17 protein-coding genes are annotated in these 16701 nt (G+C 26.2%); 12 read left to right on the top strand and 5 right to left on the bottom strand.

What is annotated here, in order from left to right:
- Positions 1–60 precede the first annotated feature (60 nt).
- The 12 genes from ABVS04_RS02520 (at position 61) to ABVS04_RS02465 (ending at position 11586) form a co-directional block, all read left to right on the top strand.
- Positions 61–2115, top strand: a complete 2055-nt coding sequence (locus ABVS04_RS02520; protein ID WP_368029090.1) for an ATP-dependent helicase — start codon at positions 61–63, stop codon at positions 2113–2115.
- 12 nt (positions 2116–2127) lie between these two features.
- Complete coding sequence (truB, locus tag ABVS04_RS02515; RefSeq protein ID WP_368029089.1) at positions 2128–2991, top strand: tRNA pseudouridine(55) synthase TruB; 864 nt, start codon at positions 2128–2130, stop codon at positions 2989–2991.
- Complete coding sequence (locus ABVS04_RS02510; RefSeq protein WP_368029167.1) at positions 2984–3748, top strand: 4-(cytidine 5'-diphospho)-2-C-methyl-D-erythritol kinase; 765 nt, start codon at positions 2984–2986, stop codon at positions 3746–3748. Before truB ends, ABVS04_RS02510 begins: the two co-directional genes overlap by 8 nt.
- Positions 3738–4214: an SsrA-binding protein SmpB gene (gene smpB / locus ABVS04_RS02505; RefSeq protein ID WP_368029088.1), complete on the top strand. Its 477-nt coding sequence runs from the start codon at positions 3738–3740 to the stop codon at positions 4212–4214. Before ABVS04_RS02510 ends, smpB begins: the two co-directional genes overlap by 11 nt.
- Positions 4215–4377: 163 nt before the next feature.
- The gene (gene ccoN, locus ABVS04_RS02500) at positions 4378–5844 is read left to right on the top strand and encodes a cytochrome-c oxidase, cbb3-type subunit I (RefSeq protein ID WP_368029087.1); all 1467 of its coding nucleotides are present in this window, start codon (positions 4378–4380) and stop codon (positions 5842–5844) included.
- A 14-nt stretch (positions 5845–5858) separates the two neighbouring features.
- Positions 5859–6542 carry a cytochrome-c oxidase, cbb3-type subunit II gene (gene ccoO, locus ABVS04_RS02495; RefSeq protein ID WP_368029086.1) on the top strand — a complete coding sequence of 228 codons (684 nt, stop codon included), beginning with the start codon at positions 5859–5861 and terminating at the stop codon, positions 6540–6542.
- Between the two features lie 8 nt (positions 6543–6550).
- Complete coding sequence (locus tag ABVS04_RS02490) at positions 6551–6775, top strand: CcoQ/FixQ family Cbb3-type cytochrome c oxidase assembly chaperone (protein WP_368029085.1); 225 nt, start codon at positions 6551–6553, stop codon at positions 6773–6775.
- Between the two features lies 1 nt (position 6776).
- Complete coding sequence (locus ABVS04_RS02485; protein ID WP_368029084.1) at positions 6777–7667, top strand: c-type cytochrome; 891 nt, start codon at positions 6777–6779, stop codon at positions 7665–7667.
- Positions 7668–7686: 19 nt separating this feature from the next.
- On the top strand, positions 7687–7932 hold the full coding sequence (locus ABVS04_RS02480) for a DUF4006 family protein (RefSeq protein WP_368029166.1): 246 nt from the start codon (positions 7687–7689) through the stop codon (positions 7930–7932).
- 103 nt (positions 7933–8035) lie between these two features.
- Complete coding sequence (locus tag ABVS04_RS02475; RefSeq protein WP_368029083.1) at positions 8036–8665, top strand: hypothetical protein; 630 nt, start codon at positions 8036–8038, stop codon at positions 8663–8665.
- Between the two features lie 4 nt (positions 8666–8669).
- Positions 8670–9227 carry a hypothetical protein gene (locus tag ABVS04_RS02470; RefSeq protein WP_368029082.1) on the top strand — a complete coding sequence of 186 codons (558 nt, stop codon included), beginning with the start codon at positions 8670–8672 and terminating at the stop codon, positions 9225–9227.
- A complete protein-coding gene (locus tag ABVS04_RS02465) occupies positions 9217–11586 on the top strand; it encodes a PD-(D/E)XK nuclease family protein (RefSeq protein WP_368029081.1) in 2370 nt (789 codons plus the stop codon). The genes ABVS04_RS02470 and ABVS04_RS02465 overlap by 11 nt, the downstream gene beginning before the upstream one ends.
- Before the next feature lie 3 nt (positions 11587–11589).
- Here the strand turns inward: ABVS04_RS02465 and ABVS04_RS02460 are convergent, their stop codons facing one another.
- From ABVS04_RS02460 to ABVS04_RS02440, 5 genes are all read right to left on the bottom strand, one after another.
- Positions 11590–13575: a putative bifunctional diguanylate cyclase/phosphodiesterase gene (locus ABVS04_RS02460; RefSeq protein ID WP_368029080.1), complete on the bottom strand. Its 1986-nt coding sequence runs from the start codon at positions 13573–13575 to the stop codon at positions 11590–11592.
- Positions 13572–14453 carry a hypothetical protein gene (locus ABVS04_RS02455; protein ID WP_368029079.1) on the bottom strand — a complete coding sequence of 294 codons (882 nt, stop codon included), beginning with the start codon at positions 14451–14453 and terminating at the stop codon, positions 13572–13574. The genes ABVS04_RS02460 and ABVS04_RS02455 overlap by 4 nt, the downstream gene beginning before the upstream one ends.
- A gap of 105 nt (positions 14454–14558) precedes the next feature.
- On the bottom strand, positions 14559–15653 hold the full coding sequence (gene prfB / locus ABVS04_RS02450) for a peptide chain release factor 2 (protein WP_172127799.1): 1095 nt from the start codon (positions 15651–15653) through the stop codon (positions 14559–14561).
- Positions 15654–16189: 536 nt separating this feature from the next.
- The gene (locus ABVS04_RS02445) at positions 16190–16450 is read right to left on the bottom strand and encodes a Txe/YoeB family addiction module toxin (protein WP_368029078.1); all 261 of its coding nucleotides are present in this window, start codon (positions 16448–16450) and stop codon (positions 16190–16192) included.
- On the bottom strand, positions 16447–16698 hold the full coding sequence (locus ABVS04_RS02440; RefSeq protein ID WP_172127795.1) for a type II toxin-antitoxin system Phd/YefM family antitoxin: 252 nt from the start codon (positions 16696–16698) through the stop codon (positions 16447–16449). The genes ABVS04_RS02445 and ABVS04_RS02440 overlap by 4 nt, the downstream gene beginning before the upstream one ends.
- Positions 16699–16701 lie beyond the last annotated feature (3 nt).

The following is a 16701-nucleotide window of genomic DNA, read 5'->3' as shown; positions in this document are numbered from 1 at the left end:
ATTAAGAGCAATACTGAATTTATCTAATATATGATATAATAATTTAATATTGGAGAAAATATGTCTGAAAATTTATTATCATCATTAAACGAATCACAAAAAGCAGCAGCCCAGCATATAGATGGACCGCTATTAATCCTAGCCGGTGCAGGTTCTGGTAAAACAAAAACTATTACTACAAGGCTTGCATATTTGATATCAATTGGTATTGATCCAAGGTCAATTTTAACTCTGACTTTTACAAATAAAGCAGCGACTCAAATGAGAGAACGTGCATATAATATGATTGATCCTTCTATGATAAATACTCCCCCACTATTATGTACTTTTCATAAATTTGGTTTATTGTTCTTAAAATTTCATATGTCTGAATTAAATAGAAAAAACAACTTTATAATAATAGACACAGATGATAAAAAAAGAATTATAAAATCAATAGATAAAGATATAACAACAGCATTATTAGTATCAGAAATATCAAAATACAAAAATTCACTTTTATCTCCAAGCGAAGCAATAAAAGCAGCTCAACTAAAACTTTATCAACAAATAGCAGAAGTATATGAAAAATATGAAGATTATTTAGAGAAAAATAATCTTGTAGATTTTGATGATTTACTTCTTCTTCCTTATAAAATATTGAAAAATAATGCGAAATTAGCTGAAGAAATTAGTCAAAAATATCAATATATAATGGTAGATGAGTATCAAGATACAAATGAATTACAATATAGACTTTTAAGACTTCTATGTACAAGTCATAATAATCTTTGTGTAGTTGGTGATGATGATCAATCTATTTATGGATGGAGAGGTGCAACTATAAAAAATATATTGAACTTTTCAGAGCATTTTGATAACACCATAGTTGTAAAGCTTGAAGAAAACTATAGATCTACAGATATTATTTTAAATCATGCAAATCAATTAATCGAACATAATCGAGATAGACTTGGTAAAAAACTTGTTGGAACAAGATTAAAAGGTGATTCAATAAAAGTTTATGAATCACATGATGAAAATGAAGAAACAAGAAAAATTGTTGAAGATATAAAACAATTAATTGATGCAGGAACTAGTCCTAAAGATATCGCTATTTTATTTAGAGTAAATGCTCTTTCAAGATCTCTTGAAGAAGGTTTTAACAAAGCTGGTCTTCATTATAAGCTTGTTGGCGGCATGAAATTTTATGAAAGATCTGAAATAAAAGATTTAATTGCATATTTTAGAATATTAACAAATTCAAATGATAATTTTTCTATAAAAAGAATTATTAATAAACCAAAACGTGGAATTGGTAAAACAACAATAGATAAACTAGAAGCTAAATCTATAGAAACTCAAAGATCAATTTTTGATTTAATTCAAAATTTAGATTCCTCTGAAATTACTTCAATAGTCGGTAAAAAAAATTCAAGAACTTTAAAAGTATTTGAAGCTTCTGTTTTAGATTTAAAAGAATTATTGAATGAATCAAAAATGAAATTTTTAGATAGCTTTGAAGAAACATTTGATTATCGTGCATCTTATGATAATCTACCTGATGGTTTTGAAAGACAGGCAAATATTGATGAGTTCTATGGATATTTAAGAGATTTTTTTATTCAAAATCCACATTTAGATTTAAAAGATTTTTTAAATGAAATTGCATTAGATAGTGAAAATGATGATTATTATGGTGAATCAGTTTCTATGATGAGTATTCATGCATCAAAAGGTTTGGAATTCAAAAAACTATTTATAATTGGTTTTGAAGAAGGATTTTTCCCAATTACAGGGGATGGAAGCGATTTAGAAGAAGAAAGAAGATTAGGATATGTTGCAATTACAAGAGCTATGGATAATTTAACTTTATCTTTTGTTCATTCACGATTTTATAAGGGTAAGAGAACTATATTAACTAAAAGTAGATTTTTGAGTGAAAGTGGATTGATAAAAGGTTGTTTAACTATTGAAAAACAATCTGGTTTTAAAAAAGGTGATTTAGTTTTACATAAAATTTTTGGAATGGGTAGAGTTCTAAAAGCCACAAATGCAGGGAAAGATTATAAATTATCAATAAACTTTGGTGGAACTCATAGAGATATTTTATCTTCATTTGTTCAAAAAGCATAACTGGGAATTAGCTTGCAAAAAAGATTTTATGACAAAGAATCAATTAATAAATTGATAGTAGTAAATAAACCAATTTTTATGAGTTCAAATTTTTATTTAACAAGAATTAAAAAGAAATATAAAAATAAAAAAGCAGGATTTAGTGGGACTTTAGATCCATTTGCAAAAGGATGTTTAATTGTAGCTTTTGGTCAATATTCAAAACTTTTTAAATATTTAGCAAAAACTCCAAAAACATACCGAGCTGTTGTTTGGCTTGGAACTCAATCTAACTCTTTAGATATAGAACAAATAAGAAGTATTGAAATAGTAGATAAAGTAGATATAAATTTAATTAAAAAAGAGTTAGATTTATTAAAAGGTGATATTGAATATACTCCACCAAAATTTTCTGCAAAAAAAATAGATGGTAAAAGAGCATATGAGCTTGCAAGAAATGGTGAAGAAGTTATTATGAAAAAATCAACTATGCATGTATATGATACAAAATTTATTTCATATAGACATCCTTTTATTACAATTGATGTAACAGTTAGTGAAGGTTCTTATATTCGCTCTTATGCTCAAATCTTACTTGAAAAATTAAATAGAGTAGGAACATTATCTTATTTAGAAAGATTAAATGAAGGAAAATTCTTTTTTGATAAGGAAAAAGATTTAGATCCTTTAGATTATATTGATTTACCAATTAATAAATATTTAGGTTCAGTTGAATGGTTAGATACAGGAAGAAGAATTTCACTTGATTATTTAGAGTTAAAAGAAGATGGAAAATATTTAATTATATTAGATAAATTTTTCTCAATAATAGAAATAAAAAATAATGAAGTATCATACATATTAAATAAGGTAAACAAATATGTCAGAAATGTGTGAAAAATCTTATGCAAAAGTAAATATTTTTTTAAAAATTGCAGATAAAAGAGATAATTATCATGAACTTGTATCAAGATTTGTACGAGTTCATAATTTATATGATATTGTATCTTTTGTTAAAACTAGCAGGAAAGCTTTTAACATTATAGGAGATTTTGGTTGCAAATTGGAATCAAATACTGTATATAAAGCATACAAATTAATAGAACATTATAAAAATGTAAAAGAATTCTTTGAAAATTATAGTGTAAAAATAGAAAAAAATATTCCTGAGTTTGCTGGACTAGGAGGTGGTAGTTCAAATGCTGCAACTTTTTTAATAATGGCAAATAAATATTGTAATTTAAATTTATCAAAAGATGAATTATGTGAAATAGCAGTAAAAATTGGAGCAGATGTACCATTTTTTGTTTATGAGTATGACAGTGCAAATGTAAGTGGAATTGGTGAAGTTGTAAATAAATTTGACGAAGAAGTCTTAAATATAGATACAATTACACCTAAAATAAAATGTAATACGGGTGAAATATTTAAAATATTTAGAGAAAAATTCTACAAGCAAATTTCAAAAGAAGAATCACATAGATTATTAAATATGAAATCTAAAGATATATTGAACAAATTTAATATAAAAGAAGCAAATGACTTATACGAACCAGCTCTTAGTTTATATTCTGAATTAGAAAATTATAGTAAGAAAGATTGGTATTTTAGTGGAAGTGGAAGTTCATTTTTTAAGGTAAACAATGTCAAATAAAAAAGATGTAAAGAAAAATTTAGTTTTTAAAAATAGAAAAGCATTTCATGATTTTACTATTTTAGAAACATTAGAAGCTGGAATAATACTTGAAGGTAGTGAAGTAAAAGCTATAAGAGAAGGAAGAGTGAATTTAAAAGATTCATTTGTAAGAATTATTAAAGGTGAAGTATTTTTATTAAATATGCATATCTCACATTTAAGTACAACTCACACAACTTATAGACCTGATGAGAGAAAAGATAGAAAATTACTTTTACACTCAAAACAAATAGATAAAATGTATTCAAAAGTTACCAAAGATGGTATCACTTTAGTTGCATTAAAATTATACTTTAATGATAAAAATATGTTAAAAGTTCAAATAGCAACTGCTGAGGGTAAAAAATTACATGATAAACGTGAAGACCTTAAGAAAAAAACCATGTTAAGGGAAACACAACAAGTATTAAAGAATTATAAATAAGATAAAAAGTGTCTTAATTTATAAGTAAAAATTATAATTAAATTAAGGTTTTATTGTTAATTTTCTGTTAATTTTTTTGTATCTTTTAAGTTTCTCTTAGCTATGATTACTTCAATGAGTGACATTTTTGTGACTTGTATATAAAATTAGTAGGAGGAGATTGATGCAAAACGGTGCACAAATTGAGTACGATTACTCAGTTGCAAAAGCGTTTACATTTGCAACAATTCTGTTTGGTATCATAGGTATGACTATTGGTGTTGTACTTGCGTTGCAATTGGCGTTTCCACAGTTAAATCATTTAGCTGGAGAATATGGTACATTTAGTAGATTAAGACCTTTACACACAAATGGTGTAGCTTTTGGTTTTACACTAAGTGGTATTTTTGCTGCTTGGTATTATATTGGACAAAGGGTATTAAAAGTTTCATTAAAAGAGTCACCTTTTTTAATGGCTATCGCAAAATTACACTTTGTACTATATTTTATCACAATTCTATTAGCTGTTGTTACACTTTTTATGGGTATTACAACTTCAAAAGAGTATGCTGAATTAGAGTGGCCATTAGATATTTTAGTTGTTTTATGGTGGGTTTTATGGGGTATTTCAATTTTCGGATTAATCGGAATTAGAAGAGAAAGAACTTTATATATTTCTTTATGGTATTTCATTGCTACTTTTATCGCAATTGCAATGTTATATTTATTTAATAATATGGAAGTTCCAACAGCTTTAGTTTCAGGTTATGGTTCATGGATTCACTCTGTATCTATGTATTCAGGAACAAATGATGCATTAGTACAATGGTGGTATGGACATAATGCTGTTGCATTCGTTTTCACAACTCCAATTATTGCTATGATTTATTACTTTTTACCAAAAGAATCTGGACAAAATGTTTATTCTTATAAACTTTCTATCTTAGCATTCTGGGGATTAATGTTTGTATATTTATGGGCTGGTGGACACCACTTATTATATTCAACTGTTCCTGATTGGATGCAAACTATGGGTTCTGTAATGTCTGTTGTTTTAATTTTACCATCATGGGGATCAGCTATTAATATGCTTTTAACAATGAAGGGTGAGTGGCAACAATTACAATCAAATACACTAATTAAATTTATGGTATTAGCTTCAACTTTCTATATGTTATCAACAATTGAAGGACCAATTCAAGCTATTAAATCTGTAAATGCTATTGCACACTTTACTGACTGGATTCCAGGACACGTACATGATGGTGTTTTAGGATGGGTTGTATTTATGGTTATGGCTGCATTATTCCATATGGTTCCAAGAATGTACAAAAGAGAAATTTACTCTAAATCATTAATGGATACACAATTTTGGTTACAAACTACAGGTATCGTTTTATACTTTACTTCTATGTGGATTGCTGGAATTACACAAGGTATGATGTGGAGAGCATACGATGAATATGGTTCGTTAGTTTACTCATTCATTGATACAGTTACTGTATTACATCCATATTATACAATCAGAGCTGTTGGTGGATTATTATACCTAATTGGATTCTTTATGTTCGCATATAATATTTATAAAACTATTAGATGTGGAAGAGTACTTGATAAAGAACCTGTTAATGCTACACCAGTAGCTGCATAAGAGAAGGAGAAATTATGTTTCATTGGTTTGAACAAAGACCGTTTTTCTTTGCGGTACTAGTATTTTTATTTGTTGCATTTGCAGGTATTATTGAAGTTATTCCTGATTTTGCAAAACAATCAAGACCAACTGTTGGTACAAAACCATACAGTGTTTTAGAATTAGCTGGTAGACAAGTTTATATTAAAGATTCTTGTAATGCTTGTCACTCTCAATTAATTAGACCTTTTAAAGCTGAAACTGATAGATACGGTATGTATTCTTTATCAGGTGAGTATGCTTATGATAGACCATTTTTATGGGGATCAAAAAGAACAGGTCCAGATTTAATGAGAGTTGGTAATTATAGAACTACTGATTGGCATGAAAATCATATGATGGAACCATCTGCAGTTGTTCCTGGAAGTATTATGCCAGCATATAAACACCAATTCTCAAATATTGCTGATTTAGATACTGCATATGCTGAAGCTTATACTGTAAAAACAGTATTCTCAACTCCATATGATCAAGATTTAAATGGTGATGGTAAAATTGATGTTGAATTAGGTGCATATGAAACTGCAATTGCAAAAGCTAAAGAAGATGCTAAGTTAATTGCTGCTGATATGAAAAATCAGGCGATAAAAGATGCTGTTGCAAATGGTCAAATTCCTGAAATAGTTGCATTAATTGCATATTTAAATTCTTTAAAATAGAGGTTTTTATGGATTACGAAACACTTTTGACAGTACAAGGTTATGCTAAATTCTTTTTGATTTTAACAGTTTTTGTATTATTTTACTCATATGCTTACTCTATATATAAAAGGGATAAAACAGGTGAGAGAGATTATGAAAAATACTCTAATCTTGTGCATGATGATTCAAGTGTTTCTGCCCCTCTTGAAGAAAGAAAAAAAGATAAAGATATAGATAATAAGGAGAAATAAGATGAAGTCTATGGTTATAGGTGGAATAATTCTTATCATCGCTTTATTAGCAGGAACTTACTTTGTAGCAGGTGATGCTTTTAACGGGGATGATTATATTAACAGTTTAACAATGTTAGGTGCAGCAGCTATTATTACAATTACTGTATTTGTTGCATTAAAATATGTTAATCAAATGAAAAATGATACAGCAAGCGGTGAACTAGCTGAAGAAAAATGGGATGGTATTGGAGAGTATAGAAATCCAGTTCCAACAGGATGGGCGATAGCATTTATTGGTACAATTCTTTGGATGTTCTGGTATTTTACTATTGGTTATCCAATTAATAGCTTTTCACAAGTTGGTCAATGGAATGAAGAAACATTAGATTACAATGCTAAGTTTGAGAAAAAATGGGAAAATCCATCTGAAGAAACTTTAAAAGCAATGGGTCAATCAACTTTCTTAGTAAATTGTGCACCTTGTCATGGAGTTGATGCTGAAGGTATTGATGGAAAAGCTCAAAATTTAACAAAAAGAATTTCTAAAGATCAAGTTGTTCATGTTATCAAAAATGGATCTAATAGTTTAGCTACTGCGTATCCAGCAGGAATGCCTCCAATGATGTTAACAGAAGATGCTGATATTGAAGCTGTTGCTACTTATGTTGCTGGTGGATTTAAAGGTGAACAACCTGCTGCTTATGGTGTTTGTGCTGGATGTCATGGTGTTGATGGAAACGGTATGGAGTATGTTGCACCAAATATCAGAGCTTATGATGATGCATTAGTTACAGCTGTTCTTAAAGATGGTAAAAAATCAAATATTGGTACAATGCCAAGTTTTGATGGAAGACTAAATGAAACTCAACAAAAAGCACTAGCTGCATATTTAAGAAGTTTAGGAGAGTAACATGGCTGGAAACACGCAAATGAACGAAAACGAAAGAGGTGTCTTTAAGTTAAATGGTATTACTGGGATGTTAATAGCAACTGTATTGTTATTGACTATTCTTGTAGTTTTAACTGTTAATGCTATTAAAGTTCAACAAAATGAATCAGTAAATTTTTATAAAATAAACCAAGATTTAAATGGTTTAACTTCTGGAAGTGTTTTTTCTGATAAAAAACAAAACACTCCTGAAGAACAAAATAAAAATTATATGCTAGCTAAATAAGGAGTTAAAATGGACAGAATTATAGGTTTATTACTAGTAGTATCTGCAGTTATGACTGCGTATTATGGCTTCTTTGATTCAACAAAGATATTCATAGGTTAATATGAAAAAAATTAATTTTTTGAAAGTAGGAGTGATTTTTTCACTTCTGCTTTTTTTATGCTCAAATTTAAGCGCTCAACAATTTATCTTAAATGATGATAAACTAATAGATGATCGAGCTGCTGTTAAAATCAATGAAATAGGTGCTGAAGTTAAGTCTAAATTAGGTGTTAACATATATGTATATGCAAAATCTAATTTAGGTTTAGATGAAAATGTTAAAACAAAAGAAAAAATTGATTTTATCAAAAATAGTGAAAATCAAATAGTTTCGACTTTAGAATCACCTTATGTTTTATTAACTATTGCAGTTGAAGAAACTCATGTAAATTTACTTTTCTCAGATGATTTAAAAGAAATTATTGATAAAAATGATATTTTAGATGGATATATTGTTCCATTATTAGCATCTCAAGATAAAAACACATTATTTGCAAAAGTAAGTGCAGCTACATTGAATGGATACGCTGCTATTGCTGATACAATTGCTGAAGCAAATCAAATTACATTAGAATCAAGTATTGGAAATGCAGGAAAAGTATCAAGTACTATTTGGCGTGTTCTTATGTATACATTGATTGTTTTAGGATTATTAGCATATACTTACGCAATTTTAAGAAAAAGAAAATAGAAATATGAAAAGAAATTATTGGCCTTTATTATTTATTGGGATTTTTAGTTTTACATTTGGAATGATCATTTGGACTATTAAAAGTGCAGTTTCAGTTCCTGTGATAGAAGATAAAAGTTTTATGAAAAAATATCAAGACGTTGAAGAGCATTATAATGATATGATGGATTCAAATGTATTATTTAGATCGAAGTATAATTTTGCTTTAACAATAAACAATAAACAGTTTGATTTAACCACTGAAGATATTAAATATGCACAAAGAGTTATAGAAAAATTTTCTGTTAATAAAAATTTATTAACAGTTGGAAAAAATAGTTTAAAACTTATTGTTACTGATAAAATAACAAATGAAAAAAAAGATGTTAAAATTGATTTGACTCTTAGTAAAACTATTTCAAATGATAGTGACAAAAATTTAACTAATAATGATTTTATTGTAAATGATAAAACTTACACTTCTGATTTTGAAATCAAGGAAGCAAATAATTGGATTATCACAGGAAGTTTTGTTGTTGATGGAATAACTGGATATCTTTATATTAAAACAAATGCAATTTAAAAAAAAACTTTTAGTTTTCCCAACATCAAGGTCAATTAGAAATTTTATTTCAACACAAAAGAGTAGCAATACTCTTTTGCCTTTTACACTAACTATAGATGAGCTTTTTAAAAAATCAATCAATCTTAATAATATGAAATATTGTGAAGAAGAACAAAGAGTTCTTTTTTTAAGTGAAGCTATAAAAAATACAAATATCCAAAAACTTGGAATTTCAGATAATTTTACAAAATTTTTAAAACAAAGTGATTATATTTATAGATTCTTTTTAGAACTTGCTAGTGAAAAAGTAGAAATCAAAGATATACAAAATGTTGATACCTATGATTTTTATTTAGAACATTTACAAATTCTTGAAACTATAAAAACAAATTATATAAATATTTTAGAGAAAAACTCTTATGTAGATAGAATAAATTTAGATAATCATTATAAAATAAATGAAAATTTTTTAAAGAAATTTGAAGAAATAGAAATACATTTTGAAGGTTATTTTACAAAAGTAGAATTTGAAATAGTAGAAAAAATATCAGAATTTATTAATGTTAAAATTCATTTTTTTTCAAATATATATAATCAAAAATCATTAGAAGTTTTTAAAAAACTAAATATTGATTTAAAAATAGATTTTAACTATACAATTGATTTAACAAACAAAGTAATTTTAGAAGAAGAAAAAAATGAAAAAAATCTTCAATCTTTAGAAATAAAAGGTTTTTCTTCAAGATTAAATCAAATTGCATATATAAAAGACTCAATTGTAAAATCGGTTCAAAAAGGTGTAAATCCTTCAGATATTGCACTTATATTACCTGATGAAACTTTTGCCTCATATATACAGTTATTTGACACAGAGAAGTACTTTAATTACGCAATGGGTAAAACTATTAAATATACAAATCTCTATCAAGTTGCCTATGCTATCTTTTCATATTTAAGTGAAGATGATATGAAACATATTTCAAATCTTGATTTCTTGAAATTAGATAAAAACTTTATTGATAAAAATATAAAACCAATTTGGAATAAAAGAGCTACAAAAGAGAGTTTTGAGTTTATTTCTGAGTTTATAAAATCAAAAGAGAGTAGTGTAGAGTTACTAGAAAAGTATGATGAACTTCTTTATAAACTAAATATCATAGTTTTTTCAAATGATAATGTAATTTTATTAAAAGATGTATATAAAATATTTTTGCAAAGATTAGTAAAACTTACCCTTGATGATGTAAATTCAGGAAAAATTACAGTTCTTGGACTTTTGGAAACTAGAGCAGTTGAGTTTGATACTGTTATTATTTGTGATTTTAATGAATCATTTATTCCAAAAATTTCTGTAAAAGATAAGTTTTTATCAACAAAACTAAAACAACTATCAAATCTTCCAACTCAATTTGATAGGGAATCATTACAAAAATACTATTATAAAAGATTAATTGATTCTTCAAAAAATGTTTTTGTAACTTATGTGAACTCTGATACAAATCAAATATCAAGATTTGCAAATGAACTTTTTGATAAGTATATAAAAACAGATACAAATGACAATGCATATAAGCATATACTTTATGATAATCATAAAATAAAACATATTGAAGAAGAGATAATAGCAAAAATAGATTTATCGATGTTTACATGGTCAGCAACGTCATTTAAAACCTATTTACAGTGCAAAAGAAAGTTTTATCTACAGTATATATTAAAACTCAAAGAACACAGCATATCGCTCAAACCTAAGGCTTATGAGTTAGGTGATATTATTCACTCTATTTTAGAAAATTTCTACACTTTAGATGAAAATAGTACTGAGTTAAGTTTTGAAAAAATTGAATCTTTATTTAATAAATACAAAAGTACAAATCCATTCTTGATTTTGGATTTAGAAATTTGGAAGAAAAAGTTATATGAGTTTTATTTACTTGATAAACAAAGACTTAAACATAGAAAAATTATAGCCTTAGAAAAATCATTTTCATGCGAATTTGAAGGAATAAAAATCAAAGGTGTAATTGATAGGATTGATTCTTTTGAAGACAGTTATGAAGTTATTGATTACAAAACATCTTCAACTTTGAGTGTTGATACTTTAAAAAACTATGAAAAAACCGATGATTTTCAATTAGAGTTTTATTATCTTGCAATGAGTGAAATGTACAAAACAGACAAAATAGAAGCTTATTATTATGATTTAAGCAACACACAATTAATAAATGAAATTGCACTTGATAAAAAACTTGAATTGTTGTGCGAAAAGTTTAATGAACTAAAAGAAATCTCAAAAAATGAAATCTCTTTTTCTAAATGTGAAGATAAAAATAACTGTACTTACTGCCCTTATATTATTATTTGTAATAGAGAATAAAATTTAATTTTTCATGTCTAAATAAAATTTTTCAAAATCTTTTGCATTTAAAGGTTTTGAACAATAAAATCCTTGATATTCATCACATTTAATTTTTTTCAAGTACTCAAGTTGCTCAACTTTTTCAATACCTTCAGCAATGATTTTTATATTTAAAGTTTGTCCAAGTTTTACAATTGTTTCAATAAAAACTGAACCTTCTTCTGTGTCAAAATCATCTAAAAAGCTTTTATCAATTTTCAAATAAGTAATAGGAAATTTTTTTAAATAGGAAAGAGAAGAGTAACCTGTTCCAAAATCATCCATTGAAATACTAATTCCATAATCATATAGTTTTTTTAAATTATTTTTTGTAGTATTAGAATCCTGCATAAATATATATTCAGTAATTTCTAAATCAATTTTTGATGCATTTATTTTATTTTTTTTCAGTTTAGAAATTAATTTATGTGCAAAATCAGGAATTAGTAATTGTTTAGCTGATATATTTATTGAAATTACAATATCAATACCTATTTCTCTCCATTGTACATATTGTCTTACTACATCATTTATAATCCATTCACCTAATTCTTGAATGAAATTATTCTCTTCTGCAAGTGGAATAAAACTTGATGGATTGATTAGCCCATTTTTTGGACTTATCCATCTTATTAATGCCTCCACTCCAATTATATTTGAAGATTTAATATCAACTTTTGCTTGGTAAAAAAGCTGATAATTATTGTTTTTTAAAGCAAGTCGCATATTTTTATCTAAACGAATTGATTCTTGAACAGTTTCATTTAACTTTTCAGTATAAAAATGATATTGGTTTCTCCCTAATTTTTTTGCTTCATACATTGCAATATCAGCATTTTTCATTAATTCTATTTGAGTTTTTCCATCTTTTGGGAAAAAAGAAATACCAATACTACATGATATAGTTATTGGATTGGTTTTAATCGTCCAATTTTTTGATAATTCTTTTTGAATTCTATCTATAATCATTGATAAATCAAAATATGATTTGTAATCTTGAATTATAATAACAAATTCATCTCCACCAATTCTTGCAATAAAATCATTTGGTCTTAATATATTTTTAAAAAGTGTAGAAATGCTTTGTAATAATTCATCTCCAATATTGTGGCCCAAAGAGTCATTAACAGTTTTAAAATGATCGATATCAAGATATAAAAATGCAAACTCTTTTTTACTTCTTTGAAAATTTAGAATTAATCTTTCGAGATATTCATTAAGTGAGTTTCTATTTGATAATCCACTTAATGAGTCAGTTCTTGCCATTAAATATAGCTCTTTTTTCTCTGTTTCTAATCTTGAAAAAGTATCTACCATTGAGTATCTTATTGATTCAAGTTCTCTTACTTTAAAAGCTTTTGGTACTATATTATTATAATAAGCATATTGTCTTAACTCTTCTAATGGTTTTGTTACATATTTCCTTAATAATATAAATATAATGATAAATATAATAATTGGAGGAATTCCAAAATATGTTAGATAATTAATTCTATTCTTAGTAAAATGTGCATTTAATTCATCCTGTTCTAAAAAGTAAATAAGTCTTAGTTTTTTTATATTTATGCCTTCATAAAATTTAATTTCATCTTCTAAATATTTTTTATTAAGTAATTTATAATATGCATTGTCGTATTTTTTATTTAATTGTGTTTCAGCTTTTATATAATCTGGATCAGTAGTAAGCAAAAGATTATTATGATTATCAAAAATAGCAATAGCAGCAATAAAATCATCATTTGCAGAGTTTCTATCTAGTTGAGCTTTGAATAAAAATATATCATCTTGGGTTTTCAAAGTTTTTGATATAGTATAACTAGTTTCTATAATATTGTTATTTAATATTTTTAATATTACATTTGCAAGTTTATTTTCTTGCTCATTAAAATAGTGTGTAAATATAGTGTATAAAGATACAATTACAAAAGTAAAGAATAGTAATACAAGCCTTTTTATATTCATAATCATTTGATTAAATCTTTTAGTTTAAATTCTGAATCATTAAGCTTATGTAATATTTCTTTAGAAATATCTTTATTTAGCCAAATAATTTCATCTAAAGAAGCTATAAACTCTTCATAAGTACTATTTATTAGATAGGGTTTTATCGTTTCATAATACTCTTTTGGGTTATTTTTCAAATTTAGAATAGCCTTATCAATTAATTTTTTCAAGCTTATAAAAGTTTCTTGGTTTTCATAATAAAAATTTTCACTAGTATAAAGTCCATCAATAATAAGTAAATTATTATTATTTTTTGTTGATGATACTTCAATAAATAAATTCTTTTCTAAAATATTATTATATGGAATATATGTAATTATCAATGTTGGATTGATTAAATTATTTGCTTTTAATCTTGAAATATTTGATTGATCTTCATTTATATAGTTAATAGTTTTATTTTGTAAATTATTGTTTTTTAAAAAATCATTAAGTAATATGGAATTAATTGAATCTATTTCTAAATAAGCATCAATTATTTTATCTGTTTTTACTAATTTATCAATAGATAAATTTGATAGTATTACATCTCCACCATTTGATTTGTTAAAAATCATTATTGGAATTAAATTTTTATTATCTTTGAGTAAAAGAGTATATTCATACTGTGTCCCAACAAAAGCATCAGAATTTCCAGACTTATAAAGATTTACATTTTCGCTTAAAGATACTACATTTAGTAGTTTTATGTTAAGAGGTTCTAGCCAATTTTTTTCTTTAGCATATAATAATGGAGTATAGCCAAGCCATGTTGTAGTAGAAATTTTTATTTTTTTATTATTATATTCACATGAGTTAAAGAATAACACTACAAATAGTAAAAAGGCAATGTTTCTAATCATTATTAATCCTTATTTTAAACTTCAATTTTACTATAAAATGCTTTAATATATGTTTTTATTATTAAAATAAAAAATAGGAAAAAGAGTAAGCTAAATGCTTCTCTTTTATTTTGCAGTTGCTATTAATACGTCTTCTATTATTTTTGTAATATCACCATCTAAAATAGCATCAACATTTGAGTAACCAATATTGCTTCTACTATCTTTTACTTGTTGGTATGGCTGAAGAACGTATGATCTAATTTGATGTCCCCATCCATTATCACTCTTTTCAACACCATCTTTAGAAGCTTGTTGTTTTTCTAGTTCTAGCTCATATAGTCTTGATTTAAGCATTTTCATAGCACTTGCTTTATTTTTATGTTGTGATCTATCATTTTGGCATTGAACTACGATATTTGTAGCAATATGTGTGATTCTAATAGCTGATTCTGTTTTATTAACATGTTGACCACCAGCTCCACTTGCTCTATATGTATCTATTCTTATATCTTTATCTTCGATTACAATATCAATATTATCATCAACTTCAGGACTTACCATTACAGATGAAAATGATGTGTGTCTTTTTGCATTTGAATCAAATGGAGAGATTCTAACTAACCTATGAATACCATTTTCAGCTTTCATATAACCATAGGCATTTTCACCTTTGATTATAAAAGAAACATCTTTGATACCAGCTTCTTCACCATTTTGATAATCTAGTAATTCGATTTTGAAATCATTTCTTTCAGCCCATCTTAAATACATTCTATAAAGCATTGAAGCCCAATCTTGAGATTCTGTTCCTCCAGCTCCTGGATGAATAGACACAATAGCATTTGATGCATCATCAGGATTACTTAGCATTACAGATATCTCAGTTGATTTTATAAGTTTTTCTAGCTCAGGAGCTTCTTCGTAAAGCATTTCAAAAGTATCTTCATCTTTTTCATCGCTTGCCATCTCATAAAGCTCATTTGTACCTTTTAGTGAATCATTTGCTTTATTAAATTTATTTAATTTTCCTAAGATTCTATTTTTTTCAATACCGATTTTCGTAGCATTTTCTACATTGTTCCAAAAATCTTGTTGAGCTTCTTCTTCTTTTATTTCATCTAATCTTTTATTTAATTCATCAGGTTTTAAAATACCTTTTATGTTTTTAAGTTTAGTATTTAGAAGTTTTAATAGCTCTGAATATTCGTATGCATCCATTTAGTGTAATCCTTTAAAAAAAAGAATTATACTTTAAGTTTGTATAAAAGTTGGTTAGGAAGCAATACCAGGGGAGTGATTAGTTCCCCCTTTTATTAATATGCTCTTATTGCAAAAATAAGAAATATTAAAAGTAGTATTGCTATACGATATGACATTTACTTACTCCTTTAAATAAGCACTCCCGCCCTCTCTGGCCAAAAAAAAAGGGAAAAGGTATAAACCTTTTCCCTCGATACTTATTTGTAGGTAATCACTCCTACAAAAGAAGTAAATGTCATTCGTAAAAAAATTATATCTAAATATTTTTTTCATGTCAATAATTTTAAAAATAAAAAAAGTGTTGAAGAAAATCTCCAACACTTTTATATTTTGTAGTTTAAACTTTCAGATTAGAAAGAGTATTGCATATGAAATCTACCCATGTTTGAAGTATCTCTATCTTGATTCTTGTCCTTTGATATTGAACCAGCGTTTAAGTCAGAATAGTTAATTGATACATTAAAAAAAATCAAAGTCTTGTATTTTATTTTGGATTAATAATGATATCTACATTGAGCTATGATTATCAAATCATCGATTATTTTATATACTAGTCTGTGTTCTGATGTTATTCTTCTTGAAAAGTATCCTTGAAAATTTTCTTTTAGTCTTTCTGGTTTTCCAAGTCCATTAGCATCAGATGGATTTCTTTTTATATCTTTGATTAATAAATTTATTCTTTTGAATATATTTTTATCATTTAAAGACCAATATTGATAATCTTCCCATGCTTCATCTGCAAATCCAATAATCATAAATCAATTTCTTTTTTAAGAAATTTTGAGTTTTCTATTTGTTCTACGGCATCATTTAATCTATCTCTATTATTTTTTGAAGATAAAAGATATATTGTTTCTTTCATTGAACTATACTCTTCATATGAAATCAAAACTACAGATTTCTCATCTTTTGTAGTAATAATATATTCATCAAAATCATCACATACTTTATTTATAATTTCTCTTAGATTATTTCTTGCTTGTGAGTAAAAAACTGCTTGCATTTT

Origin of the sequence: Arcobacter sp. s6 (assembly GCF_040884245.1) — a bacterium.
Lineage (GTDB): Bacteria > Campylobacterota > Campylobacteria > Campylobacterales > Arcobacteraceae > Aliarcobacter.
Note: the sequence above shows the minus strand (reverse complement) of the source record. Positions and strands in the feature narration are given on the sequence as shown.

Bases quoted from the DNA above. Each gene is read 5' to 3' on its own strand.
- ABVS04_RS02520 (WP_368029090.1), top strand. From the start codon at position 61: ATGTCTGAAAATTTATTATCATCATTAAACGAATCACAAAAAGCAGCA.
- ABVS04_RS02510 (WP_368029167.1), top strand. From the start codon at position 2,984: ATGTGTGAAAAATCTTATGCAAAAGTAAATATTTTTTTAAAAATTGCA.
- smpB (WP_368029088.1), top strand. From the start codon at position 3,738: ATGTCAAATAAAAAAGATGTAAAGAAAAATTTAGTTTTTAAAAATAGA.
- ccoN (WP_368029087.1), top strand. From the start codon at position 4,378: ATGCAAAACGGTGCACAAATTGAGTACGATTACTCAGTTGCAAAAGCG.
- ccoO (WP_368029086.1), top strand. From the start codon at position 5,859: ATGTTTCATTGGTTTGAACAAAGACCGTTTTTCTTTGCGGTACTAGTA.
- ABVS04_RS02490 (WP_368029085.1), top strand. From the start codon at position 6,551: ATGGATTACGAAACACTTTTGACAGTACAAGGTTATGCTAAATTCTTT.
- ABVS04_RS02485 (WP_368029084.1), top strand. From the start codon at position 6,777: ATGAAGTCTATGGTTATAGGTGGAATAATTCTTATCATCGCTTTATTA.
- ABVS04_RS02480 (WP_368029166.1), top strand. From the start codon at position 7,687: ATGAACGAAAACGAAAGAGGTGTCTTTAAGTTAAATGGTATTACTGGG.
- ABVS04_RS02475 (WP_368029083.1), top strand. From the start codon at position 8,036: ATGAAAAAAATTAATTTTTTGAAAGTAGGAGTGATTTTTTCACTTCTG.
- ABVS04_RS02470 (WP_368029082.1), top strand. From the start codon at position 8,670: ATGAAAAGAAATTATTGGCCTTTATTATTTATTGGGATTTTTAGTTTT.
- ABVS04_RS02465 (WP_368029081.1), top strand. From the start codon at position 9,217: ATGCAATTTAAAAAAAAACTTTTAGTTTTCCCAACATCAAGGTCAATT.
- ABVS04_RS02460 (WP_368029080.1), bottom strand. From the start codon at position 13,575: ATGATTATGAATATAAAAAGGCTTGTATTACTATTCTTTACTTTTGTA.
- ABVS04_RS02455 (WP_368029079.1), bottom strand. From the start codon at position 14,453: ATGATTAGAAACATTGCCTTTTTACTATTTGTAGTGTTATTCTTTAAC.
- prfB (WP_172127799.1), bottom strand. From the start codon at position 15,653: ATGGATGCATACGAATATTCAGAGCTATTAAAACTTCTAAATACTAAA.
- ABVS04_RS02445 (WP_368029078.1), bottom strand. From the start codon at position 16,450: ATGATTATTGGATTTGCAGATGAAGCATGGGAAGATTATCAATATTGG.
- ABVS04_RS02440 (WP_172127795.1), bottom strand. From the start codon at position 16,698: ATGCAAGCAGTTTTTTACTCACAAGCAAGAAATAATCTAAGAGAAATT.